The 23,977-nt window shown below is 49.6% G+C and carries 16 protein-coding genes and 1 pseudogene; 6 read left to right on the forward strand and 11 right to left on the reverse strand.

Annotated elements, in window-relative coordinates:
• Window positions 1-271: 271 nt before the first annotated feature.
• The 10 genes and pseudogenes from ACO6V5_RS18125 to ACO6V5_RS18170 form a co-directional block, all read right to left on the reverse strand.
• On the reverse strand, window positions 272-1,891 hold the full coding sequence (locus ACO6V5_RS18125; protein WP_422413077.1) for a C2H2-type zinc finger protein: 1,620 nt from the start codon (window positions 1,889-1,891) through the stop codon (window positions 272-274).
• Window positions 1,892-2,189: 298 nt separating this feature from the next.
• Window positions 2,190-2,345 carry a hypothetical protein gene (locus ACO6V5_RS18130; protein WP_422442077.1) on the reverse strand — a complete coding sequence of 52 codons (156 nt, stop codon included), beginning with the start codon at window positions 2,343-2,345 and terminating at the stop codon, window positions 2,190-2,192.
• A gap of 283 nt (window positions 2,346-2,628) precedes the next feature.
• Window positions 2,629-4,080, reverse strand: coding sequence for a C2H2-type zinc finger protein (locus ACO6V5_RS18135; protein ID WP_422413079.1), 1,452 nt, complete (start codon window positions 4,078-4,080; stop codon window positions 2,629-2,631).
• A 325-nt stretch (window positions 4,081-4,405) separates the two neighbouring features.
• Window positions 4,406-5,701: a C2H2-type zinc finger protein gene (locus ACO6V5_RS18140; RefSeq protein WP_422413081.1), complete on the reverse strand. Its 1,296-nt coding sequence runs from the start codon at window positions 5,699-5,701 to the stop codon at window positions 4,406-4,408.
• Window positions 5,702-5,990: 289 nt separating this feature from the next.
• The gene (locus tag ACO6V5_RS18145) at window positions 5,991-7,775 is read right to left on the reverse strand and encodes a C2H2-type zinc finger protein (RefSeq protein WP_422442073.1); all 1,785 of its coding nucleotides are present in this window, start codon (window positions 7,773-7,775) and stop codon (window positions 5,991-5,993) included.
• Window positions 7,776-7,997: 222 nt separating this feature from the next.
• A pseudogene (locus tag ACO6V5_RS18150) lies at window positions 7,998-8,069 on the reverse strand (transposase); the annotation flags it as partial.
• A gap of 30 nt (window positions 8,070-8,099) precedes the next feature.
• Entirely contained in the window at window positions 8,100-9,818 is a 1,719-nt protein-coding gene (locus tag ACO6V5_RS18155) for a C2H2-type zinc finger protein (RefSeq protein ID WP_422442072.1), read from the reverse strand.
• A gap of 281 nt (window positions 9,819-10,099) precedes the next feature.
• Window positions 10,100-12,265: a C2H2-type zinc finger protein gene (locus ACO6V5_RS18160; protein WP_422136375.1), complete on the reverse strand. Its 2,166-nt coding sequence runs from the start codon at window positions 12,263-12,265 to the stop codon at window positions 10,100-10,102.
• 392 nt (window positions 12,266-12,657) lie between these two features.
• Window positions 12,658-14,115 (reverse strand): C2H2-type zinc finger protein, encoded by a 1,458-nt coding sequence (locus tag ACO6V5_RS18165; protein ID WP_422410821.1) that lies wholly within the window; start codon window positions 14,113-14,115, stop codon window positions 12,658-12,660.
• 451 nt (window positions 14,116-14,566) lie between these two features.
• Window positions 14,567-15,913 carry an NCS2 family permease gene (locus ACO6V5_RS18170; RefSeq protein WP_422136373.1) on the reverse strand — a complete coding sequence of 449 codons (1,347 nt, stop codon included), beginning with the start codon at window positions 15,911-15,913 and terminating at the stop codon, window positions 14,567-14,569.
• A 353-nt stretch (window positions 15,914-16,266) separates the two neighbouring features.
• On the opposite strand from ACO6V5_RS18170, the gene xdhA reads away from it, so the two are divergent.
• The 6 genes from xdhA to ACO6V5_RS18200 all read left to right on the forward strand — a co-directional run bounded on the left by xdhA (window position 16,267) and on the right by ACO6V5_RS18200 (window position 22,601).
• Window positions 16,267-17,697 (forward strand): xanthine dehydrogenase small subunit, encoded by a 1,431-nt coding sequence (gene xdhA, locus ACO6V5_RS18175; RefSeq protein WP_422136372.1) that lies wholly within the window; start codon window positions 16,267-16,269, stop codon window positions 17,695-17,697.
• On the forward strand, window positions 17,690-20,050 hold the full coding sequence (gene xdhB / locus ACO6V5_RS18180) for a xanthine dehydrogenase molybdopterin binding subunit (RefSeq protein WP_422410823.1): 2,361 nt from the start codon (window positions 17,690-17,692) through the stop codon (window positions 20,048-20,050). The genes xdhA and xdhB overlap by 8 nt, the downstream gene beginning before the upstream one ends.
• A complete protein-coding gene (xdhC, locus tag ACO6V5_RS18185; RefSeq protein ID WP_422410825.1) occupies window positions 20,037-20,879 on the forward strand; it encodes a xanthine dehydrogenase accessory protein XdhC in 843 nt (280 codons plus the stop codon). The genes xdhB and xdhC overlap by 14 nt, the downstream gene beginning before the upstream one ends.
• Window positions 20,880-21,514: 635 nt before the next feature.
• Window positions 21,515-21,637, forward strand: coding sequence for a hypothetical protein (locus ACO6V5_RS18190; protein WP_422136369.1), 123 nt, complete (start codon window positions 21,515-21,517; stop codon window positions 21,635-21,637).
• Between the two features lie 148 nt (window positions 21,638-21,785).
• Window positions 21,786-22,106, forward strand: coding sequence for a type II toxin-antitoxin system PrlF family antitoxin (locus ACO6V5_RS18195; protein ID WP_422136368.1), 321 nt, complete (start codon window positions 21,786-21,788; stop codon window positions 22,104-22,106).
• Between the two features lie 6 nt (window positions 22,107-22,112).
• Window positions 22,113-22,601: a type II toxin-antitoxin system YhaV family toxin gene (locus tag ACO6V5_RS18200; RefSeq protein ID WP_422136367.1), complete on the forward strand. Its 489-nt coding sequence runs from the start codon at window positions 22,113-22,115 to the stop codon at window positions 22,599-22,601.
• Window positions 22,602-22,719: 118 nt separating this feature from the next.
• Here ACO6V5_RS18200 and ACO6V5_RS18205 read toward each other — a convergent pair whose 3' ends face one another.
• Entirely contained in the window at window positions 22,720-23,907 is a 1,188-nt protein-coding gene (locus ACO6V5_RS18205; protein WP_422410828.1) for a hypothetical protein, read from the reverse strand.
• Between the last annotated feature and the right edge of the window lie 70 nt (window positions 23,908-23,977).

The raw sequence follows: 23,977 nt of genomic DNA on the forward strand, positions 1-23,977 counted from the left end.
GGATCAACCGGGCAGACGAAAGGCAAAAAGACCAATACGTATGAGAGTAGACTTTTAATGTTTCTATCCTTTTTTTCCGGGGATAGGAGCAGTGAGGATAGACGATAGGAAGTTTGGAAGCTTTTCAATGTTGGCAAGCTCTATTGCCTTCCTGTCTTTTTGTCATCGGTTAACCGCCGCTGGTGATAGACGATAGACGTGAGTATTGCACTTCAAATCATGCCCAAACGTTTGCAGTGCCTTTACCTCCTGACCCTGAAACAAGCAGAAATCAATCACTTGGCTTTGCATCATCAAGCTTTCGTTTCCGGTGTTGCCTTCTGTGATTCGATAGGGCTTGAGCGTGTGGCACTGTCGTCTGGCACTCTGGGCAGGTTTTCTCTCCGGTGTGATATTGGCTCTTGTGAACCGACAGGGCTTGAACGTGTGGCAGGGTCTTCTGGCACTCAGGGCAGGTTTTCTCTCCGGTGTGATATTGACTTTTGTGAACCGACAGGGCTTGAGCATATGGCAGGGTCGTTTGGCACTCAGGGCAGGTTTTCTCTCCGGTGTGATATTGGCTTTTGTGAACCGACAGGGCTTGAACGTGTGGCAGGGTTTTCTGGCACTCAGGGCAGGTTTGCTTTCCGGTGTGATCTTTTCTTTTGTGAACCCACAGGGCTTGAACGTTTGCCAAGGTCTTCTGGCACTCAGGGCAGGTTTGCTTTCCGGCGTGAGCATTTCTTTTGTGAATCGCAAGGGCTTGAGCGTTTGGCAGAGTCTCCAGGCACTCAGGGCAGGTTTGCTTTCCGGTGTGATCTTTTCTTTTGTGATTCGCCAGGGCTTGAGCGTTTGGCAGGGGCTTCTGGCACTCAGGGCAGGTTTTCTCTCCGGTGTGATCTTTTCTTCTGTGAGCCGAAAGGGCTTTTGCGTTTGGCAAGGTCTTCTGGCACTCAGAGCAGGTTTGCTCTCCGGTGTGATATTGACTTTTGTGAACCGACAGGGCATTCGCATTTGACAGGGTCTTCTGGCACTCAGGGCAGGTTTGCTCTCCGGCGTGACCTTTTCTTTTGTGAACCGCCAGGGCATGAGCGTTTGGCAGGGGTTTTTGGCACTCAGGACAGGTTTTCTCTCCGGTGTGATACAGACTTTTGTGAACAGACAGGGTTTGAGCGTTTGGCAAGGTCTTATGGCACTCTGGACAGATTTGCACTCCGGTGTGATCTTTTCTTTTGTGAGCCGACAGGGCTTGTGCGCTTGGTAGAGACTTCTGGCACGAAGGGCAGCTTTGCTTTCCAGTGTGATATTGCCTTTTGTGAGTGTTCAATGAGGCTTGAGAACCAAGTGATTTTTCACAGCCGGGTTGATCACATAGGTATTTTTTGGCACCCGCCTTCCTTTGTTTCTTCGCAGATGGTGGATTAAATTTTAATGATGAATCGATTGTGCTTTCAGCTCCTGAGACAACTGTCGGACCTTCAGCAGGATGGCTCACCGGGCCAGATTCCTGATCGCCTGTTTGCAAATAGACATCTGTTGTGCAATCGAAAGAGTCATCTGAGTTTAAACGACATCGGGTACTTGTTGAAGGAGCGAAGATACAGACTCTTTGTTGATTACAACAAGGCTGCTCATGGCAATTTTTGTCAAAGCTATGTCGGGAGTCTGTGGGTCGGCCCGAGCTTTCATCATTATGGTTGTTATCGTATAGATAGTGCGATTTTTCTGAATGTCTATTGACTGACTGACCATGATCCTCTGACCCCGTTTTCCGCGAATAGTTACCGCCGCCTGTTCCGTACATCAAAGTGATGATCTGAAGTTTGTTTCGCCTTGAGGTTTTGTCATCCGGTAGCATGTCCGGCCCCGAATATCCGTTTGTACTGATCATGTGTGATGGTTCGTTTTGCATCAGCCTCCCATCAATCATTGGCATTGCAGTTAATAGGCCCGGCTCAGTTTTTATAGAAAAACTCTGGCCTGTCGAAGCCCCATTCTGATTAACCTCAACGACTAAACGGTAAGTCTGCGACTCAAACAGGCAGACGAAAGGTACAAAGAGCAATACGGGCGAGAGTAGACTTTTAATGGTTCTATCCTCTGATTTTTATGGATAGGAGCAGTGAGGATAGACGAGAAGAAGTTTGGCAGTTTTTCAGTGCTTGCAAGCTCTATAGGAGTTACAAAGCGTAGATAGATAACCAACTGGCTTATCGAATTAGCGCAAAACCCCGTACTTTGAGAGGGTGTCGCAAAACTCCAACAGCGCGTTCCCATGCTCTGAGTTCGTCATTCCCGCGAAGGCGGGAATCCAGCGCCAACGGTGGATCTCTGCCTTCTCGGGGATGACAAGGCCAGGGGAGCACCGGGCAGTATGGTTCTGGTGGTGAGTCAGTGTGGATTCCCGCCTTCGCGGGAATGACGGGGGTGAAGGCGGGAACCAGAGTTTTGCGAAACCAGAGTTTTGCGACACCCTCTTCACGGCGGGGAGGATGTCAAAAAATAAGGTTTAAGTACTGCTTGGTGAAGAAAATTTCTTCCCATGTCTTTTTGTTATCAGTCAACCCGCGATGGACGTGAACATTGCACTTAAGATCATGCTCAAACGTGCTCAGTGCCCTTGCGTCCTGAGCCTGTGACAAGTCGAAATCATTCACTTGACTTTGCATCATCAAGTTTTCGTTTTCGGTGTTGTCTTTTGTGATTCGACAGGGCTTGGACGTTTGGCAGGTGCTTCTGGCACTCAGGGCAGGTTTGCTCTCCGGTGTGTTCTTTCCTTTTGTGAACCGACAGCGCTTTCGCATTTCGCAGGATCTTCTGGCACTCAGGGCAGGTTCGCTCTCCGGTGTGATATTGACTTTTGTGAGCTGACAGGGCTTGAGCGTTTGGCAGGGGCTTCTGGCACTCAGAGCAGGTTTGCTCTCCGGTGTGATCTTTTCTTTTGTGAACTGACAGGGCCTGAAGGTTTGCAAAGGTCTTCTGGCACTCAGGACAGGTTTGCTCTCCCGTGTGATATCGACTTTTGTGAACTGACAGGGCTTTTGCGTTTGGCAAGGTCTTCTGGCACTCAGGGCAGGTTTTCTCTCCGCTGTGATCTTTTCTTTTGTGATCCGAAAGGGCTGGACCGTTTGGCAGGGTCTTCTGGCACTCAGGGCAAGTTTGCTCTCCGGTGTGTTCTTTTCTTTTGTGAGCCGAAAGGGCTGGACCGTTTGGCAGGGTCTTCTGGCACTCAGGGCAAGTTTGCTCTCCGGTGTGTTCTTTTCTTTTGTGAGCCGACAGGGCTTGAGCGCTTGGCAGGGTCTTCTGACACTCAGGGCAGGTTCGCTCTACCGTGTGATAATTTCTTTTATGATCCGACAGGGCTTGAGCGTTTGGCAGGGTCTTCTGGCACTCAGGGCAGTTTTGCTCTCCAGTGTGTTCTTTTCTTTTGTGAACCGACAGCACTTTCGCGTTTCGCAGGATTTTCTGGCACCGAGGGCAGCTTTGCTTTCCAGTGTGATATTGCCTTTTGTGAGTGTTCAATGAGGCTTGAGAGCCAAGTGATTTTTCACAGCCGGGTTGATCACATGGGTATTTTTTGAAGCCTGCCTTCTTTTGTTTTTTCGCAGGTGGTGGATTTAGTTTTAATGACGCACCGGTTGTGCTGTCAGCTCCTGAGACAACTATCGAACCTTCAGCAGGATGGCTTATCGGGCCAGATTCCTGATCGCCTGTTTGCAAATAGACATCGCAAGCGAAAGAGTCATCTGAGGTTGAACGACACCGGGTACTTTTGGAAGGAGCGTAGATACAGACTCTCTGTTGATTACAACAGGGCTGTTCATGGCAATTCTTGTCAAAGCTATGTCGTGAGTCAGTGGGCCGACCCAAATTTTCATCATTATGGTCGTTGTCGTATAAATAATGTGATTTTTCTCTATGTCTATTGAATGACTGACCATGATCCTCTGACTCTGTTGTCCGGGAATAGTTACCGCCGCCCGTTCCGTATATCAAAGTGATGATCTGAAGTTTGTTTCTCCTGGAGGGTTTGTCATCGGGTAGCATGCCTGACCCTGAATATCCTTTTGTGCTGACCATATGTGATGGTTCGTTTTGCATCAGCCTCCCATCAGTCATTGGCGTTGCAGTTAATAGGCCCGGCTCAGTTTTTATAGAAAAACTCTGGCCTGTCAAAGCCCCATTCTGATCAACCTCTACGATAAAACCACAAGTCTGCGGCTCAACCGGGCAGACGAAAGGCAAAAAGACCAATACATGCGATAGTAGACTTTTAATGGCTCTACCCTTTGTTTTCCGGGGATAGGAGCAGTGAGGATAGACGATACCCCCGCAGGTGATAGACAGATAGACGTGAGCATTGCACTTCAGATCATACCCCAAACTGTGCAGTGCCTTTCCCTCCTCGGCCTGTGACAAGCAGAAATCAATCACTTGACTTTGCATCATCAAGCTTTCGTTTACGGTGTTGCCTTTTGTGATTCGACAGGGCTTGGGCGTTTAGCAAGGTCTTTTGGCACTCAGGACAGGTTCTTTCTCCGGTGTGATATTGACTTTTGTGAACAGAGAGCGTTTGAGCGTTTGGTAGGGTCTTCTGGCACTCAGGGCAGGTTTGCTCTCCGGTGTGTTCTTTTCTTTTGTGAATCCACAGGGCTTGAGCGTTTGACAGGGTCTTCTGGCACTTAGGGCAGGTTTGCTCTCCGCTGTGATATTGACTTTTGTGAGCCGACAGGGCTTGAAGGTTTGCAAAGGTCCTCTGGCACTCAAGACAGGTTTGCTCTCCGGTGTGATCTTTTCTTTTGTGAGTCGACAGGGCTTGTGCGTCCGGCAGGATCTTCTGGCACTCAGGGCAGGTTTGTTCTCCGGTGTGATATTTTCTTTTGTGATCCCACAGGGCTTGCGCGTTTGGCACGGTCTTCTCGCAATCAGGGCAGGTTTTCTCTCCGGTGTGATATTGAGTTTTGTGAGTCGACAGGGCCTTTTTGTTTGGCAAGGTTTTCTGGCACTCGGGGCAGGTTTGCGCTCCGGAGTGATCTTTTCTTTTGTGAACTGCCAGAGCATGAGCGTTTGGCAGGGGCTTCTGGCACTTGAGACAGGTTCGTTCTCCGGTGTGATATTGACTTTTGTGATTGTAAAACGAGGTTTGAGAGCTAAGTGATTTTTCACAGCCGAGGTGATCACATCGGTATTTTTTGGCGCCTGCCTTCTTTTGTTTTTTCACAGGAGGTGGATTTAATTTTAATGATGAACCGGTTGTGCTTTCAGCTTCTGAGATAACTGTCGAACTTTCAGCAGGATGGTGTACCGGGCCAGATTCCTGACCGCCTGTTTGCAAATAGACATCTGTTGTGTAAGCGAAAGAGTCATCTGAGGCTGAAGGACACCGGGTACTTGTGGAAGGAGCGAAGATACAGACTCTTTGTTGATTACAACAGGGCTGTTCATGGCAATTTTTGTCAAGGCTATGTCGGGAGTCAGTGGGTCGGCCCGAACTTTCATCATTATGGTCGTTGTCGTAGAGATAATGCGACTTTTCTGAATGTCTATTGAATGACTGACCATGATCCTCTGACGCTGTTGTCTGGGAATAGTTACCGCCGCCCGTTCCATACATCAAAGTGATGATCTGAAGTTTGTTTCGCCGACAGGATTTGCCATCGGGTAGCATGCCTGACCCTGAATATCCGTTTGTGCTGGTCATGTGTGATGCTTCGTTTTGCATCAGCCTCCAGTCGGTCATTGGCATTACAGTTAATATGCCCGGCTCAGTTTTTATAGAAAAACTCTGGCTTATCGAAGCTCCATTCTGATTAACCTCAACGATAAAACGGCAAGTCTGAGGCTCAAACGGGCAGACGAAAGGCACAAAGAGCAATATGTGCGAGAGTAGACTTTTAATGGTTCTATCCTTTGTTTTCCAGGGATAGGAGCAGTGAGGATAGACGATAGAAAGTTTGGAAGGTTTTCAATATTGGCAAGCTCTAAAGACTTAAATCTTCAGCGCAATAAAATCAATCACTTGACTTTGCTTCACCAAGCTTTCGTTTCCGGTGTTTCCTTTTGTGATTCGACAGGGCTAGGGCGTTTGGCAGGGGCTTCTGGCACTCAGGGCAGGTTTGCTCACCGGTGTGATATTGCCTTTTGTGATTCGAAAGGGCTAGAGCGTTTGGCAGGGGCTTCTGGCACTTGAGACAGGTTCGTTCTCCGGTGTGATATTGGCTTTTGTGAGCCGACAGGGCCTGACTGTTTGCCAAGGTCTTCTGGCACTCAGGGCAGGTTTGCTCTCCGGTGTGTTCTTTTCTTTTGTGATTCCACAGGGCTAGAGCATTTGACAGGGTCTTCTGGCACTCAGGGCAGGTTTGCTCTCCGCTGTGTTCTTTTCTTTTGTGATTCCACAGGGCTAGAGCGTTTGACAGGGTCTTCTGGCACTCAGGGCAGGTTTGCTCTCCGCTGTGATATTTACTTTTGTGATTCGACAGGTCTTGAGCGCTTGGTAGGATCTTCTGGCACTCAGGGCAGGTTTGCTCTCCGGTGTGTTCTTTTCTTTTGTGATTCGACAGGGCATGAATGTTTCGCAGGGTTTTCTGGCACTCAGGGCAGGTTTGCTCTCCTCTGTGATAATGACTTTTGTGATCCGACAGGGCGTGAGCGTTTGGCAGGGTCGTCTGGCACTCAGGGCAGTGTTGCTCTCCAGTGTGTTCTTTTCTTTTGTGAGTCCACAGGGCTTGAGCGTTTGACAGGGTCTTCTGGCACTCAGGGCAGGTTTGCTCTCCACTGTGATATTGACTTTTGTGAGCCGACAGGGCATGCGCGTTTGGCAGGGGTTTCTGGCACTCAGGGCAGGTTTGTTCTCCGGTGTGACATTTTCTTTTGTGATCCGACAGGGCTTGCGCGTGTGGCAGTGTCGTCTGGCACTCAGGGCAGGTTTGTTCTCCGGTGTGACATTTTCTTTTGTGATCCGACAGGGCTTGCGCGTGTGGCAGTGTCGTCTGGCACTCAGGGCAGGTTTGCTCTCCGGTGTGATATCGACTTTTGTGAACCGACAGGGCTTGCGCGTTTGGCACGGGCTTCTGGCAGTCAGGGCAGGTTTGCTCTCCGGTATGGCATTTTCTTTTGTGATCCGACAGGGCTCGAGCGTTTGCCAGGCTCTTCCGGCACTCGGGGCAGGTTTGCTCTCCGGTGTGATATTTTCTTTTGTGAACCGACAGGGCATAAGCGTTTGGCAGGGGCTTCTGGCACTCAGGACAGGTTCGTTCTCCGGTGTGATATTGACTTTTGTGATTGTACAATGAGTTTTGAGAGCTAAGTAATTTTTCACAGCCGGGGTGATGACATCGGTATTTGTTGGAGCCTGCCTTCCTTTGTTTTTTCGCAGGTGGTGGATTTAATTTTAATGATGCACCGGTTGTGCTGTCATCTTCTGAGACAACTTTTGTACCTTCAGCAGGATGGCTTACCGGGCCAGATTCCCGGTCGCCTGTTTGCCAATAGACATCGCAAGCGAAAGAGTCATCTGAGGTTGAACGACACCGGGTACTTGTGGAAGGAGCGAGGATACAGACTCCTTGTTGATTACAACAGGGCTGTTCATGGCAATTCTTGTCAAGGCTATGTCGGGAGTCGGTGGGCTGACCCGAACTTTCATCATTGTTGTCGTTGTCGTATAAATAATGTGATTTTTCTGAATGTCTATTGAACGACTGACCATGATCCTCTGACTCTGTTATCCGTGAATAGTTACCACCGCCCGTTCCGTACATCAAAGTGATGATCATGTGTGATGGTTCGTTTTGCATCAGCCTCCCATCAGTCATTGGCATTGCAGTTAATAGGCCCGGCTCAGTTTTTATAGACAAACTCTGGCTTGTCGAAGCCTCATTCTGACCAACCTCAACGATAAAACCATAAGTCTGCGGCTCAACCGGGCAGACGAAAGGCAAAAAGACCAATACGTGCGAGAGTAGACTTTTAATGGCTCTATCCTTTGTTTTCCCGGGATAGGAGCAGTGAGGATAGACGATACCCCCGCAGGTGATAGACAGATGGACGTGAGCATTGCACTTCAGATCATGCCCAAACGTGTGCAGTGCTTTCCCTCCTGAGCCTGTAACAAGCAGAAGTCAATCACTTGACTTTACATCACCAAGCTTTCGTTTTCGGTGTTGCCTTCTGTGATCCGACAGGGCTTTCGTGTTTGACAGGGTCTTCTGGCACTCAGGGCAAGTTTGCTCTCCGGTGTGATGTCGAGTTTTGTGAGCCGACAGAGCTTGAGCATTTGGCAGGGTCGTCTGGCACTCTGGGCAGGTTTGCTCTCCGGTGTGATATTTTCTTTTGTGAGCCCACAGGGCTTGGTTGTTCGGCAGGGTCTTCTGGCACTCAGGGCAGGTTTGCTCTCCTGTGTGATATTTTCTTTTGTGAGCCAACAGGACTTGAGTGCTTGGCAGAGTCTGCTGGCATTCAGGGCAGGCTTGCTCTCCGGAGTGATATTGACTTTTGTGAGCCGACAGGGACTGAGCGTTTGCCAGGGTTCTCTGGCACTCAGGGCAGGTTTGCTTTCCCGTGTGATATTTTCTTTTATGATACGACAGGTCTATCGCGTTCGGCAGGGTCGTCTGGCAATCAGGGCAGGTTTGCTCTTCGCTGTGATCTTTTCTTTTGTGAGCCCACAGGGCTAAAGTGTTCGGCAGGTTCTTCTGGCACTCAGGGCAGGTTTGCTCTCCCGTGTGATGTTTTCTTTTATGATACGACAGGGCTTTCGCGTTCGGCAGGGGCTTCTGGCACTCAGGGCAGGTTTGCTCTCCCGTGTGATAGTTTCTTTTGTGGTCCGACAGGGCTTGAGCGTTTGACAGGGGCTTCTGGCACTCAGGGCAGGTTTGCTCTCCGCTGTGTTTTTTTCTTTTGTGATCCGACAGGGCTTGAGCGTTTGGCACGATCTTCTTGCACTCAGGGCAGGTTTGCTTTCCTGTGTGATCTTTTCTTTTGTGTGCCGACAGGCATTGAGCGCTTGGTAGGGGCTTCTGGCACTCAGGGCAAGTTTGCTCTCCCGTGTGATATTTTCTTTTATGATCCGACAGGGCTTTCGCATTTGGCACGCTCTTCTGGCAATCAGGGCAAGTTTGCTCTCCGGTGTGATCTTTTCTTTTGTGAACCGTCAGGGCATAAGCGTTTGGCAAGGGCTTCCGGCACTCGAGGCAGGTTCGTTCTCCGGTGTGATATTGACTTTTGTGATTGTACATTGAGGCTTGAGAGCTAAATGATTTTTCACAGCCGGGGTGATCACATCGGTATTTTTTGGAGTCCGCCTTCTTTTGTTTTTTCGCAGTAGGTGGATTTAGTTTTAATGATGAACCGGTCGTGCTGTCAGCTCCTGAGACAACTCTCAGTGCTTTGGCAGGATGGCTTACCGGGCCAGATTCCTGATCGCCTGTCTGCAGATAGACATCTGTTATGCAAGCGAAAGAGTCATCTGAAGTTGAACGACACTGGGTACTTGTGGAAGGAGCGAAGATACAAACCCCTTGTTGATTGCAACAGGGCTGTTCATGGCAATTTTTGTCAAGGCTATGTCGGGAGTCATTGGGCCGACCCGAATTTTCATCATTATGGTCTTTGTCGTAGAGATAATGCGATTTTTCTGAATGTCTATTGAATGACCGACCATGATCCTCTGGCCCCGTTGTCCGGGAATAGTTACCGCCGCCCGTTCCGTACATCAAAGTGATGATCTGAAGTTTGTTTCGCCGACAGGGTTTGTCATCGATTGGTATGCCTGACCGGGAATATTCGTTTGTGCTGCTAATCTGTGGTGGTTCGTTTTGCCTCGGCCTCCAATCGGTCATTAGCATTGCAGGTAATATGCCCGACTCAGTTTTTATAGAAAAACTCTGGCTTGTCGAGGCCCTGTTCTGATCAACCTCAACGATAGAACCATAAGTCTGCGGCTCAACCGGGCAGACGAAAGACACAAAGACCAATACGTACGAGAGTAGACTTTTAATAATTCTATCCTTTGTTTTCTTGGGATAGGAGCAGTGAGGATAGACGATAGTGAGCATTGCACTTCAGATCATGCCCAAACGTGTGCAGTGCCTTTCCCTCCTGGGCCTGTGACAAGCAGAAATCAATGACTTGACTCTACATCATCGAGCTTTCGTTTCCGGTGTTTTCTTCTGTGATTCGACAGGGCTTTCGCGTTTGGCAGGGTCTTCCGGCACTCTGGGCAGGTTCGCTCTCCGCTGTGTTCTTTTCTTTTGTGATCCCACAGGGCTTGAGCGTTTGGCAGGGCCTTCTGGCACTCTGGGCAGGTTTGCTCTCCGGTGTGATATTGACTTTTGTGAGTCGACAAGGCTTTCGCGTTTGGAAGGGACTTCTGGCAATCAGGGCAGGTTTGCTCTCCGCTGTGTTCTTTTCTTCTGTGAGCCGAGAGGGCTGTAGGGTTTGGCAGGGTCTTCTGGCACTCTGGGCAGGTTTGCTCTCCGCAGTGATAACGAATTTTGTGAGCCGATAGGGCTTGAGTGCTTGGTAGGGCCTTCTGACACTCAGGGCAGGTTTGTTCTCCTGTGTGATATTTTCTTCTGTGATTCGACAGGGCTTTCGCGTTTGGCAGGGTCTTCCGGCACTCTGGGCAGGTTTGCTCTCCGCTGTGTTCTTTTCTTTTGTGATCCCATAGGGCTTGAGCGTTTAGCAGGGTCTTCTGGCACTCTGGGCAGGTTTGCTCTCCGGTGTGATATTGACTTTTGTGAGTCGACAGGGCTTTCGCGTTTGGAAGGGACTTCTGGCAATCAGGGCAGGTTTGCTCTCCGCTGTGTTCTTTTCTTCTGTGAGCCGAGAGAGCTGGAGGGTTTGGCAGGGTCTTCTGGCACTCAGGGCAGGTTCGCTCTCCGCAGTGATAACGAATTTTGTGAGCCGATAGGGCTTGAGTGCTTGGTAGGGCCTTCTGACACTCAGGGCAGGTTTGTTCTCCGGTGTGATATTTTTTTTTGTGAGTCGACAGGGCTTGAGCGTTTCGCAGGGGCTCCTTGCAATCAGGACAGACTTGCTCTCCGGTGTGCTCTTTTCTTTTGTGATACGCCAGGGTTTGATAGTTCGGCAGGGTTTTCTGGCACTCTGGGCAGGTTTGTTCTCCGGTGTGATATTTTTTTTTGTGAGCCCACAGGGCTTTCGCGTTTGGCAGGGGCTTCTGGCACTCTGGGCAGGTTTTCTCTCTAGCGTGATATCGACTTTTATGAACCGACAGGGCTTGAGCGTGTGGCAGGGTCTTCAGGCACTCTGGGCAGGTTCGCTCTCCGGTGTGATATCGTTTTTTGTGATCTGACAGGGCTTGATTATGTGACAGGGTCGTCTGGCACTCAGGACAGGTTTGCTCTCCTCTGTGATATCGACTTTTGTGAGCCGACAAGGCATTCGCATTTGGCAGGATCTTCTGGCACTCAGGGCAGGTTTGCTCTCCGGTGTGTTCTTTTCTTTTGTGAGTCCACTGGGCTTCAGCGTTTGGCAGGGTCTTCTGGCACTCAGGGCAGGTTTGCTCTCCGGTGTGATATCGACTTTTGTGAGCCGACAGGGCATTCGCATTTGGCAGGGTCTTCTGGCACTCAGGGCAGGTTTGCTTTCCGGTGTGAGCATTTCTTTTGTGAAACGCCAGGGCATTAGCGTTTGGCAAGGGCTTCCGGCACTCGAGGCAGGTTCGTTCTCCGGTGTGATATTGACTTTTGTGATTGTACATTGAGGCTTGAGAGCTAAATGATTTTTCACAGCCGGGGTGATCACATCGGTATTTTTTGGAGTCCGCCTTCTTTTGTTTTTTCGCAGTAGGTGGATTTAGTTTTAATGATGAACCGGTCGTGCTGTCAGCTCCTGAGACAACTCTCGGTGCTTTGGCAGGATAGCTTACCGGGCCAGATTCCTGATCGCCTGTCTGCAGATAGACATCTGTTATGCAAGCGAAAGAGTCATCTGAAGTTGAACGACACTGGGTACTTGTGGAAGGAGCGAAGATACAAAACCCTTGTTGATTGCAACAGGGCTGTTCATGGCAATTTTTGTCAAGGCTATGTCGGGAGTCAGTGGGCCGACCCGAATTTTCATCATTATGGTCGATGTCGTATGGATAATGTGATTTTTCTGAATGTCTATTGAATGACCGACCATGATCCTCTGGCCCCGTTGTCCGGGAATAGTTACCGCCGCCCGTTCCGTACATCAAAGTGATGATCTGAAGTTGGTTTCGCCGACAGGGTTTGTCATCGGGTAGCATGCCTGATCCTGAATATCCGTTTGTGCTGGTCATGTGTGATGGTTCATTTTTTATCAACCTCCAGTCGGTCACTGACATTGCAGTTAATAGGCCCGGCTCAGTTTTTATAGACAAACTCTGGCTTGTCGAAGCCCCATTCTGACCAACCTCAACGATAAAACCATAAGTCTGCGGCTCAACCGGGCAGACGAAAGGCAAAAAGACCAATACGTGCGAGAGTAGGCTTTTAATGGCTCTATCCTTTGTTTTCCCGGGATAGGAGCAGTGAGGATAGACGATAGGAAGTTAGGGAGTTTTTCAATGTTGGCAAGCTCTATGGGAATTTAAAAAGCGCAAAAAAAAAAAAAAAATCTACTGTCGTATAAATTATTTTTTCCAACAGGGTTTAAGAGCTGTGAACAGTGCCTTACCCTCCCGGGCAGAAATCAATCACTTGACTTTGCATCATCAAGCTTTCGTTTCCGGTGTTGCCTTTTGTGACTCGACAGGGCTTTCAAGCTTGGCAGTGTCTTCCGGCACTCAGGGCAGGTTTGCTCTCCGCTGTGTTCTTTTCTTTTGTGAACCGCCAGGGCTCGAGCGTTTGGCAGGGTCTTCTGGCACTCAGGGCAGGTTTGCTCTCCGCTGTGATATTGACTTTTGTGAACCGAAAGGACGTGCGCATTTGACAGGGTCTTCTGGCACTCTGGGCAGGTTTGCTCTCCGCTGTGTTCTTTTCTTTTGTGATACGACAGGGCTAGAGCGTATGGCAGGCTCTTCTGGCACTCAGAGCAGGTTTGTTCTCCGCTGTGATAATGACTTTTGTGAGCCGAAAGGACTTTCGCGTTTGGCACTGTCTTCTGGCACTCTGGGCAGGTTCGCTCTCCTGTGTGATATTGACTTTTGTGATTCGACAGGGCTTGCGCGTTTGGCATGGTCTTCTGGCACTCTTGGCAGGTTCGCTCTCCGCTATGTTCTTTTCTTTTGTGATCCGACAGGGCTTTCATGTTTACTAGGGTCTTCTGACACTCTGGGCAGGTTCGCTCTCCGGTGTGATCTTTTCTTTTGTGATTCGACAGGGCTTGAATGTTTGGCAGAATCTTCTGGCACTCAGGGCAAGCTTGCTCTCCGCTATGTTCTTTTTTTTTGTGATCCGACAGGGCTTGAGCGTTTGGCAGGGGCTTCTGGCACTCAGGGCAGGTTTGCTCTCCGGTGTGATCTTTTCTTTTGTGAATCGCCAGGGCTCGAGCGTTTGGCAGGGGCTTCTGGCACTCAAGACAGGTTTGTTCTCCGGTGTGATATTGACTTTTGTGAGTGCTCAATGAGCCTTGGGAGCTAAATGATTTTTCACAGCCGGGGTGATTACATCGGTATTGTTTGGAGTCCGTCTTCTTTTGTTTTTTCGCAGGAGGTGGATTTAGTTTTAATGATGAACCGGTCGTGCTGTCAGCTCCTGAGACAACTCTCGGTGCTTTGGCAGGATGGCTTACCGGGTCAGATTCCTGATCTCCTGTCTGCAAATAGACATCTGTTGTGCTAGCGAAAGAGTCATCTGAGATTGAACGACAGTGGGTACTTTTGTAAGGAGCGAAGATACAGACTCCTTGTTGATTACAACAGGGCTGTTCATGGCAATTTTTGTCAAGGCTATGTCGCGAGTCGGTGGGCTGACCCGAATTTTCATCATTGTTGTCGTTGTCGTATAAATAATGTGATTTTTCTGAATGTCTATTGAATGACTGTCCATGATCCTCTGACCCCGTTGTCCGGGAATAGTTACCGCCGCCCGTTCCGTACATCAAGGTGATGATCTGAAGTTGGTTTCGCCGACTGGGTTTGTCATCGGGTAGCATGCCTGACCCTGAATATCCGTCTGTGCTGGTCATGTGTGATGGTTCGTTTTGCATTAGCCTCCAATCGGTCATTGGCATTGCAGTTAATAGGTCCGGCTCAGTTTTTATAGAAAAACTCTGGCTTGTCGAAGCCTCATTCTGATCAACCTCAACGATAAAACAATAAGTCTGTGGCTCAACCGGGCAGACGAAAGGCAAAAAGACCAATATGTGGGAGAGTAGGCTGTTAATGGTTCTATCCTTTGTTTTCCAGGGATAGGAGCAGTGAGGATAGACGAGAAGATGAGGGGCACGAAACTAAAACATAGTGGTTCCTGGATTCTCTCACCCATGACAAAGGTTATGGAATTTTACTGAAACGCCGATGTTTTATATCTGATGACTGTCGTAAAGCCCGGTTTGATAAAAGCGATGAACTCAGCGACGATCACAGAGCTGAAGCCATAATCTACACAGATTGAAAGTGAACAGGCTTGCTCACCAGAAATGAGCAAGCCAGAGAAGCTTAAACGCCAAAGAACACAAACTTGAGGACAAAGAGCACAGCCAATACCCAGACACTGATACTGACATCGCTGGAACGTCCGGCCAGAACTTTAATCACCGGATAAGCGATGAATCCCAGAGCAATACCATTAGCAATAGAGAAGCTCAGTGGCATCATGATAGCAGTCATCATGACCGGTCCGGCTTCAGTCAGATCGTTCCAGTCGATATTAGCAAGGCTGCCCACCATCAGAACGGCAACATAAATCAGCGCTCCCGCAGTTGCATAAGCAGGTACCATCCCGGCCAGGGGAGAGAAGAAAGCACAGAGCAAAAACAGCAGACCAATGGTAACCGCTGTCAGACCGGTGCGACCTCCTGCGGCCACACCTGAAGCACTTTCAACATAGGAAGTGACCGTCGGTGTACCCACCAGTGCACCCGCCCATGAAGCTGTACCGTCAGTGATCATGGCTCTGTTCATGTTGTGCATTTTACCGTCTTTGTCGGCCAGACCCGCCTTGTCGCCCACAGCAATCAGGGTACCTGTCGTATCAAACAGATTGACGAACATGAAAGCAATAATGACACCCAGCATTTCAGGGTTGAGAGCACCCATAATGTCCAGTCCACCGACGATAGGCATCATGCTGGGTGGTGCTGAAGCCACGCCACTAAAGGCAACATCACCGGCCAACAAGGCAATAGAGGTGACAACGGCAATAGCGATCAGCACGGCGGCTTTGAGGCCACGGAATGCCAGACCCAGAATAAGAAACAGACTGAGACAGGCCATCATTGGGCCAAACTGAGTGATGTCCCCCAACGTCACTATGGTGCCGGGGCTGGCCACCACAATGCCGGCATTTTTAAGACCAATCAGTGCCAGGAAGAGGCCAATACCGCTGGTGATTCCGACTCTGAGACCGACAGGAATGCTGTCTACAATCCATGCCCTGACTTTGAAAAGGCTCAACAACATAAAGCCTATGCCGCCCCAAAATACAGCACCCATGGCTTCTTGCCAGGTGTAACCCATTCCCAGCACCACCGCGTAGGCAAAAAAAGCGTTCAAACCCATACCCGGAGCCAGTCCTACAGGCCAATTAGCGAAAAGACCGATGGCAATGGTACTCAGGCCCGCGACCAGACAGGTGGCAGTGAACAGGGCACCCTTATCCATCCCGGCATCACTGAGCATTCCCGGTATGACAAACACCACATAACACATGGTAACAAAGGTCGTCAGACCTGCCATCATTTCAGTTTTTACTGTCGTGTTTTTGGCACTGAGTTTGAAGAGACGATCGAGCAATGATGCACCCTTATCCCCACCCACAGCGGGCGACATTTCAGCGTTATCCATTCCAGACTCCATATAATTGTTGTTCTTATCGATGCAATGATCCAAGCAACTGATCAAAACTGATAATACTGAATTTACCCCGGGTCAATAAAAAACGATCCAAAGGTATACGAGGCTTTTTTGATAGCATTATTCGTTCCAGGACAGCTGAGTCTGCTGCCTGCCTCTTTAATACCAGCCTGTTTTTAATACCAGCATTTTGCTGATTTCGCTTGCTATTTTCCCGACCAAATAGTCAAATTACAAGTCGCAGATATGAGCTAAGAAAAATATTCTACGTAAATCAAAAACAAAAAAACGACCATGCAGAATATTTTTCCCTATAGAGAATTAGAATAAAGGAGTCAGTCGTCGTGATTCGATTTCTGCTCAACGAGACTCTGGTTGAACTTAGAGACACTCCCTCCGATACCACCGTACTGGACTACCTCCGGGGTAATCACAGCCACAATCCGGATAGAAAAACCGGCACCAAGGAGGGCTGTTGTTCAGGCGACTGCGGTGCCTGCACTGTGGTGGTTGCGGAGCCGGAGAACGACCGTCTGAACTATCAGACCATCAACGCCTGTATTGCTTTGCTACCGGCACTTAACGGCAAGCAACTGATCACCGTTGAAGATCTTGCTGAAGGGGAAAAACTGCACCCTGTTCAACAGGCCATGGTGGATCACCACGGCTCTCAATGCGGTTTCTGTACGCCCGGCATTATCATGTCCCTGTTTGCCTTCCATCATGAAGCCCCCGAAAACAGACCTGACATTCCTGAAGCTCTGGGTGGCAACCTTTGCCGTTGCACCGGCTACCAATCTATCGTTGATGCTGCTGATGAAATCGCCAGCTTGACACCTTCTGACCGCTTCAAGCATCAGGAACAGGAGACCGTTGAGAAACTCAACGCACTGCAAGCCCGGCTTGATGACACCGCCAATGGTGTCTTCATGCCGAACTCCGAGCAGGCACTGGCTGATTATCTGTTGCAACATCCACAAGCCAGATTACTGGCCGGTGGCACAGACCTTGGGCTGGAAGTGACTCAACAGATGAAGGATTTACCGTCGCTGGTCACTCTGACCTCAGTCAATGAGTTAAAAGAGATCACCTGTACTGACCGGGAAATGATCATTGGCTCTGCAGCCAGCTTCCGTCAGATGGAACCTCTGCTGGCCAGACACTTTCCTGAGTTTGCAGAAATGCTTTCGCGTCTGGGCTCACAACAGATTCGAAATGCAGGCACTCTGGGCGGCAATATCGGTAATGCCTCGCCCATAGGCGACACGCCTCCTGTGTTACTGGCACTGGATGCAGAGGTTGAACTGCGTAAAGGAAACACCATCAGATCCCTGCCTCTGGAAGATTTTTTCCTGGACTACAAAAAGACCCAGCTCGAAGAAAGTGAATTTATTGCCCGCATTCGCATTCCACTCAAGCCTCATCAACTGAGGGTTTACAAGCTGAGCAAGCGTTATGGTGATGATATATCCGCCGTTCTGGCCGCCATCAATCTGGAATTGAACGACAACGGAATCATTACCCGTGCCAGAGTCGCATTTGGAGGTATGGCAGCTATACCCAAACGGGCTTTGGCCTGCGAAAAAGCCCTGACAGGAAAAGAGGCCAGCGCCACTACTCTGCAAGAGGCGCAGAAAGCCATTCGTTCAGAATTCACACCACTGTCCGATGTCAGGGGCAGCAGCGACTATCGATTGCAGGCAGCATGCAACCTGCTGGAAAGATACTTTCTGGAAATGTCCGGACAAACTGCGAGGATCATTGCTCATGCGTAAGTTACCGGATATCAGCAAAACCCGGTCTTCCCCGAAGACAGCCAAACACGACAGTGCCCATCTGCATGTCAGCGGCAGAGCCACCTATATCGATGATCGACCCGAAATGGCCGGTCAGTTACACGCCGGATTTGGCCTGTCTACCCAGGCCCATGCTGAAATCATCAGCATGGATCTGGAGGCAGTCAAAAACAGTCCCGGTGTGGTCATGGTCGTCACCGCTGACGACATTCCCGGACACAAAGACATTGGCCCGGTTTACCCTGGTGATATGTTGCTGGCTGATGGCAAGGTCGACTATATCGGTCAGCCGGTCTTTGCGGTAGCGGCCACGTCTCACCTGGCCGCCAAAAAAGCGGCCAGAAAAGCAAACATTGAATACAAGGCGTTAGAGCCTGTGCTGGGCATCGATCAGGCCATGCAGGAAGAATCCTTTCTCAGACCTGAGCATGTGATGCGTAAAGGCGACGCCCATCGTGCCATTGCCGAAGCACCCAGACGACTCGAAGGTGCCATGAGCAACGGCGCCCAGGAACACTTTTATCTGGAAGGACAGATTGCCAGCGTCGTCCCTCTGGAAGACAACCAATACCATATTTACACCTCCAGCCAGCACCCTTCTGAAGTGCAGAAGCTGGTAGCAGAAGTTCTGGGCATTCCTTTGCACAAAGTCGTGGCGGATGTTCGACGCATGGGGGGAGGCTTTGGTGGCAAAGAAACCCAGGCTGCTGGTCCGGCCTGTATTGCAGCACTTCTGGCCAGTAAAACAGGACAACCCGTAAAATTCCGGGTCGACCGCTCACAGGACATGATGTCCACCGGCAAGCGCCACCCTTTCAGACACCGTTATCGCGCAGGCTTTGACAGTAAAGGAGTTATCAAGGGGATAGATATAGAGGTCGCAGGTGATGGCGGTTATTCCCCTGACCTCACAGACGCTATTGTCGACAGGGCCATGTTTCATTCCGACAATGCTTACTACCTCGATAATGCCATAGTCACTGGTCACCGCTGCAAAACCAACATTGCTTCCAACACCGCATTCAGAGGCTTCGGCGGGCCTCAGGGCATGTTGGTAATAGAGCGGGCAATGGACGACATTGCTCGTGCTACCGGTCTTGACCCACTGGATGTTCGCCTTAATAACCTGTACGGCATTGGCGAACGAAATGTCACTCATTACCACCAGACCTTTGAACACAATGTTCTGCCGGAGCTGATGGCAAAACTGGAAGAGAGTTCTGAATACCGAAAGCGCAGGCAGGAGATTACAGCGTTCAACCGGAACAGCCCGGTATTAAAGAAAGGCTTGTCCATGACCCCGCTGAAGTTTGGTATCTCTTTCACGGCCAAACATCTCAATCAGGCTGGCGCTCTGGTCCATGTCTACACAGACGGCAGTATTCAGGTAAATCATGGCGGTACCGAGATGGGACAGGGGCTTTACGTTAAAGTGGCCCAGGTGGTTGCTCATGAATTTGGGGTTGGCCTGGATCAGGTACAAGTGACCTCCACCCGAACCGACAAGGTACCCAACACCTCTCCGACGGCGGCTTCCAGCGGCAGTGACCTGAACGGCAAGGCCGCACAGGATGCCTGTCAGAAAATTCGTGATCGCCTGATAACATTCGCTGCCGAACATTATCAGGAACAACCTGAGGCTATTCAGTTCGCTGATGGTCATGTCCACATGAAAGAGCGGACCATTCCTTTTGTTGAACTGATTCAGGCCGCTTACTTCAACCGGGTTTCACTCTCCAGCTCAGGCTTTTACAGCACTCCCGAGATTCACTATGACCGGGAAACAGCCAGTGGCCGCCCTTTTTATTATTTTGCCTGCGGTGCTTCAGTCTCTGAAGTGGTAGTGGATACCCTGACCGGTGAATACCGGGTGGAGCGGGTTGATATATTGCACGACGTTGGCAGATCACTGAACCCCGCCATTGACCGTGGCCAAATTGAAGGCGGGTTTATCCAGGGTATGGGCTGGATGACCACTGAAGAAGTGGTCTGGGATGAGCAGGGAAGATTGCTCAGTAACAACCCGGCGACTTACAAGATTCCTACGATTGAAGATCTACCGGCTATCTTTAACGTTGAGTTGTTCGAGCAGGATAATCCGGAGCATACGATTTATCATTCCAAGGCCACCGGCGAACCTCCCCTGATGCTCAGCTTCTCGGTGTGGTCGGCAATACGTGATGCCGTTTCGAGCCTTTCAGACTACACCGTCAGCCCGGACATTGATGTTCCCGCGACTCCGGAAAGAGTGCTGAAAGCCATCTCGAAAATTAAAGAGCGGCCCCACACAGAACCTCTAAAAAAAGAGGAGGCCGCCTATGGAGTGGATTGACGCGCTGTCAAAGCTCAAGCGTTCTGGTCTGCCTGGCGTTCTGGTGACCGTCCTGGGATCAGCCGGTTCTGCGCCCAGAAAATCAGGCAGTAAAATGCTGGTCACAGAAGAAAAAAGCTTTGACACTGTGGGTGGCGGGCATCTTGAGTTTCTGCTGATTGAGAGAGCCAGGGAGCTGATGGCTTCAGATCAGCATGAGCCTGTTATGGAGCACTTCCCACTGGGTCCACGGTTAGGTCAGTGCTGCGGTGGCAGTGTCAGCGTGATGCTGGAGCCCATTGCAGGCTGTCACTTCCATATCGCTCTGTTTGGGGCCGGGCATATTGGCAAAGCGCTTATTCATGTTCTTACGCCTCTGAATTGCCGTATTACCTGGATTGATAATCGGGCAGAACTTTTCCCCCGGAATACCCCTGAAAATGTCACCTGTATTCTCAGTGAACAGCCTGATGAAGAAGTGGCAGATCTGCCCGAAAACGCCTTTATTCTGGTGGTCACCCACAATCACCAGCTGGATTATGCGATTGCTGAACAGGCATTAAAACGATCAGACACCGGCTGGTTGGGCGTCATAGGCTCCGAGACTAAAGCCAGCAGATTCCGTAAGCGTCTTGAGCATAAGGGCTTCAACCCGAAACGGATTGAGCAGATGAGATGTCCGGTCGGACTCAATGAAGTGGGAGGCAGAGAGCCCGCAGAGATCGCCATTGCCATTGCCGCAGAGATACTGGCTGTCAGAAATGGCTCTCGTGACAGCCTTGTCCGAAAAAGGGAGGGTATTCCCTGGCAGACACTCAAGGCATTAATAAACGACCACCACCAAGCCTGAAGGCTTGGAAGTGGGTTTATACCGGGCTTGAACCAGCCGCCCCAGAGGTCTGAGATTGGCTATCTGCACTAGCGGAAACACCTGCACGAGATGCCTCTCTATCTTCCTTTTTCGTCGTCATGCCCTCGCCCCGAGCCATAAAAATCCGTTGCTTGCTGACAAGAGCTTTAATAAGTTCCACCTGTTTTTCTATCTGCCTTTCACCACCCCGATTGATATTTGCCTAAAATCTGTTGTCAAAGAAAAAAGGTCCGCCTCGATCAGACAAATCATGGCATCAGCATCCCGAGTGAGCTCTGTAGCGAGAAAACTATTGCCCTGACCTAGGCAGCTTCCAGGACATGCCTCATTGAACAACACCCCGCAGAACCCGTACTTGTACAGCTGCGAATGGTACTCAAAAACAATGGCCTCATCTTCAACAGTTGCCCCAAGCAAACACGATACCTATGACATCCTCACTTTCCTTTTTTAAGAGGCCAACAAGGTGTTCCAGAGTGAGCTTGCCCATCAACTCCATGTATGCGGGGCGTACCGTTTTATTAGGCCTGCGCAGGATGCCAGTTTCTAAACAGTCAGAAGATAAGATTGTCAGAGATATCAACACTGACTTATGAATCCGAGTCAGGAAAGCTATGTATTACCGTCTACAAGCCCTTGCTGACGGCAAAATGAGCATGGGCAAAGCAATTGAAAAAATGCTCGATGTCATGGATTCCTTGTCTTCGGGGGAAGAGGGTGATTCAGCTTCTTTCTGAGGGAATGCGCAAAAACCCCGAACTACCGGCAGCAGGGCGGTCAGATCAGAGCCCGCTTGTTCACCGACTCATCCTCAATCCTGATTTTGACACAACAATGCATTTGCATTACCATAATAAGTGATAGTTAACAATCTAAGGTTTCATCATGAAAAATGTGTCCGTAGATCGATCCACCCTGACGGATCGTTATCAGACGACTATTCCGGCCTCGGTCAGAAAGGCGTTGGAATTGAACAAGCAGGAAAAGCTTCAGTATGAGATTCGCTCCGATGGCAGCGTCCTACTTTCTAAGTGCCAGAGTGACAAAGAAGACCCTGTAATAGCAGGTTTCTTGGATTTTCTTGAGCGGGACATGAAAAATCATCCCCGAACACTGAAGCCGGTTTCCCCGGAGCTTGCCCAGAAGCTCACTGATCTGGTTGGGGAGATCGATATTGATCTCGATGAGCCTCTTGGTGGGGATTGATCGGCAATGCCTTCCAACCGTAATGATTTTCATGGCTGGACGATTCTGGCCCACCCAATGTTTGTCGCTCAACTCAAGAGCTTGGCTGTTGAAGTCAAAAAACTGAAACAACAACATCCTGATTCTTTTCAAAAGAAAAACGCCACAAAACGACTGGCGGCAATAAACCAGTTGGCGTTTGAACAGGTTCCGAGCAATCCCTCTGATCCAATATACCGTCAAGGTTTGACGCTTGGAAAAGCCAGAAAGCATTGGTTTCGAGCTAAGTTTTTTCAACAGTACCGGCTGTTTTTCCGCTACGACGAGGCAGCCAGAATCATCATATATGCTTGGGTAAATGACGAAAAAACCAAACGTGCCTACGGTAGCAAGACCGATGCATATTCGGTGTTTAGGAAACTGGTGAGTGCGGGAACGCCCCCTGACAGTTGGCAGGATCTAATGAATGAATCTCAAGGCATTGAGGATCTGGATGAATTTTTCAAAAACCTCTAGCAGGCACAATCCCACACAACCACTATGAGCCTGTTGCCCCGTACTGATACTCCCATGGCATTACCGGACAGCACAGTTTTCTCTGCCTGTTGGTAAAGGAAAATTGAGTCTGGTCAGTTTATACCGGGCTTGAACCAGCCGCCCCAGAGGTCTGAGATTGGCTATCTGCACTAGCGGAAACACCTGCACGAGATGCCTCTCTATCTTCCTTTTTGGTCGTCATGCCCTCGCCCCGAGCCATAAAAATCCGTTGCTTGCTGACAAGAGCTTTAATAAGTTCCACCTGTTTTTCTATAAAGTCATGCTGCAATTTACTGAAATTGCTCTCAGCTGCGAGGTATTTTTTTTGAGCTTCAAATGTCATCTGAAGCTTGGAATTCTCAGACAAACTATTTGCTAACTCATCCAACTGCCGGGCATGCCCAGCTAAATCCTGAACTACCGGGTTGGCCTTTGCGCTGTCCAGTAATGCCTGTACGCGTTTGAACGCTTCCTTTTCGGCGTCCAGATCAAGAGCTGTTCGCAGAAATTTCAGCTTAACATCCCTACCTTCGGTCATTTTCTCTTCTAAACTGTAAAGCTTTACTTCAAGAGCCTGAATGTCTGAGGCCTGTTTTTGCAGTACCTTCTCATAAAACTGGATATCCGTCGGCATCGTCAATTCAACACAATCATTCAATGTACGTTCGAAAAAATTACGCACATTTGCATCATTTATAAAAATCTTCAAAGGTGCCAGTCGACGACAATTATTCAACGCATTCAATCGCTCAAGCCGTGCTTCCAGCATTTGCTCCTTTAACTCGGAACACTCCTTCTCGAGGCGTTTTACTGTTTCTGTCAGATTATCTTCAGGTGTCTTCTGGTAGATTTCAGAAGCAGCCTTAAGCCTGCCGTAAAAGCCTCCGGCTGCGCCAATAGCAATATAGAGTGCCAAGGTTTTTTTCAGGCCCAGGTATTTGAAAGAAAGCAAAGGAAGAACAGGAAGACGCCGTGAGGTAAAGGGTATTGGGTTCAAAATCGCCTTACTCAGAGCGGATACACAACCATCCATGGTGCCAACAATGGAGGCCAGAGGGTGATGCATTGCATCTGCGGCGGTTACGCTGTGCTCTTCCAACGCTTTTTTAAACTGACTCAGGTTACCTTCTGTTAAGGGAATCTGCTTGGCAACTTCAGGTGTAGCGAGAGTTGCAATCTGTTTAGACAGATCATCCTGCTTTTGAGCAGGATCATTCGCTGAAGCCTCAATGTTAGCGAAATCAGTGAAACTCGGCGGCGGTGAAGGGATGGGCTTTATATTCATAAGAAACTCCTGTTCATTGATTGACTGACTTCCGTTGTCAGATGGTTGCCTTCTCTTAATTTGGACATTC

The sequence above is a fragment of the Endozoicomonas sp. ALD068 genome, assembly GCF_049310145.1.
In the GTDB taxonomy this organism is placed as follows: domain Bacteria; phylum Pseudomonadota; class Gammaproteobacteria; order Pseudomonadales; family Endozoicomonadaceae; genus Endozoicomonas_A.

What these genes read in the sequence shown, in the direction of transcription:
- ACO6V5_RS18125 (WP_422413077.1), bottom strand. Translation starts at nt 1,891, where the DNA reads ATGCAAAACGAACCATCACACATGATCAGTACAAACGGATATTCGGGG.
- ACO6V5_RS18160 (WP_422136375.1), bottom strand. Translation starts at nt 12,265, where the DNA reads ATGACCAGCACAAACGGATATTCAGGATCAGGCATGCTACCCGATGAC.
- ACO6V5_RS18135 (WP_422413079.1), bottom strand. Translation starts at nt 4,080, where the DNA reads ATGCAAAACGAACCATCACATATGGTCAGCACAAAAGGATATTCAGGG.
- ACO6V5_RS18195 (WP_422136368.1), top strand. Translation starts at nt 21,786, where the DNA reads ATGAAAAATGTGTCCGTAGATCGATCCACCCTGACGGATCGTTATCAG.
- ACO6V5_RS18145 (WP_422442073.1), bottom strand. Translation starts at nt 7,775, where the DNA reads ATGCAAAACGAACCATCACACATGATCATCACTTTGATGTACGGAACG.
- ACO6V5_RS18205 (WP_422410828.1), bottom strand. Translation starts at nt 23,907, where the DNA reads ATGAATATAAAGCCCATCCCTTCACCGCCGCCGAGTTTCACTGATTTC.
- ACO6V5_RS18190 (WP_422136369.1), top strand. Translation starts at nt 21,515, where the DNA reads ATGTATTACCGTCTACAAGCCCTTGCTGACGGCAAAATGAGCATGGGC.
- xdhC (WP_422410825.1), top strand. Translation starts at nt 20,037, where the DNA reads ATGGAGTGGATTGACGCGCTGTCAAAGCTCAAGCGTTCTGGTCTGCCT.
- xdhB (WP_422410823.1), top strand. Translation starts at nt 17,690, where the DNA reads ATGCGTAAGTTACCGGATATCAGCAAAACCCGGTCTTCCCCGAAGACA.
- ACO6V5_RS18140 (WP_422413081.1), bottom strand. Translation starts at nt 5,701, where the DNA reads ATGCAAAACGAAGCATCACACATGACCAGCACAAACGGATATTCAGGG.
- ACO6V5_RS18170 (WP_422136373.1), bottom strand. Translation starts at nt 15,913, where the DNA reads ATGGATAACGCTGAAATGTCGCCCGCTGTGGGTGGGGATAAGGGTGCA.
- ACO6V5_RS18200 (WP_422136367.1), top strand. Translation starts at nt 22,113, where the DNA reads ATGCCTTCCAACCGTAATGATTTTCATGGCTGGACGATTCTGGCCCAC.
- ACO6V5_RS18155 (WP_422442072.1), bottom strand. Translation starts at nt 9,818, where the DNA reads ATGACCGATTGGAGGCCGAGGCAAAACGAACCACCACAGATTAGCAGC.
- ACO6V5_RS18165 (WP_422410821.1), bottom strand. Translation starts at nt 14,115, where the DNA reads ATGCAAAACGAACCATCACACATGACCAGCACAGACGGATATTCAGGG.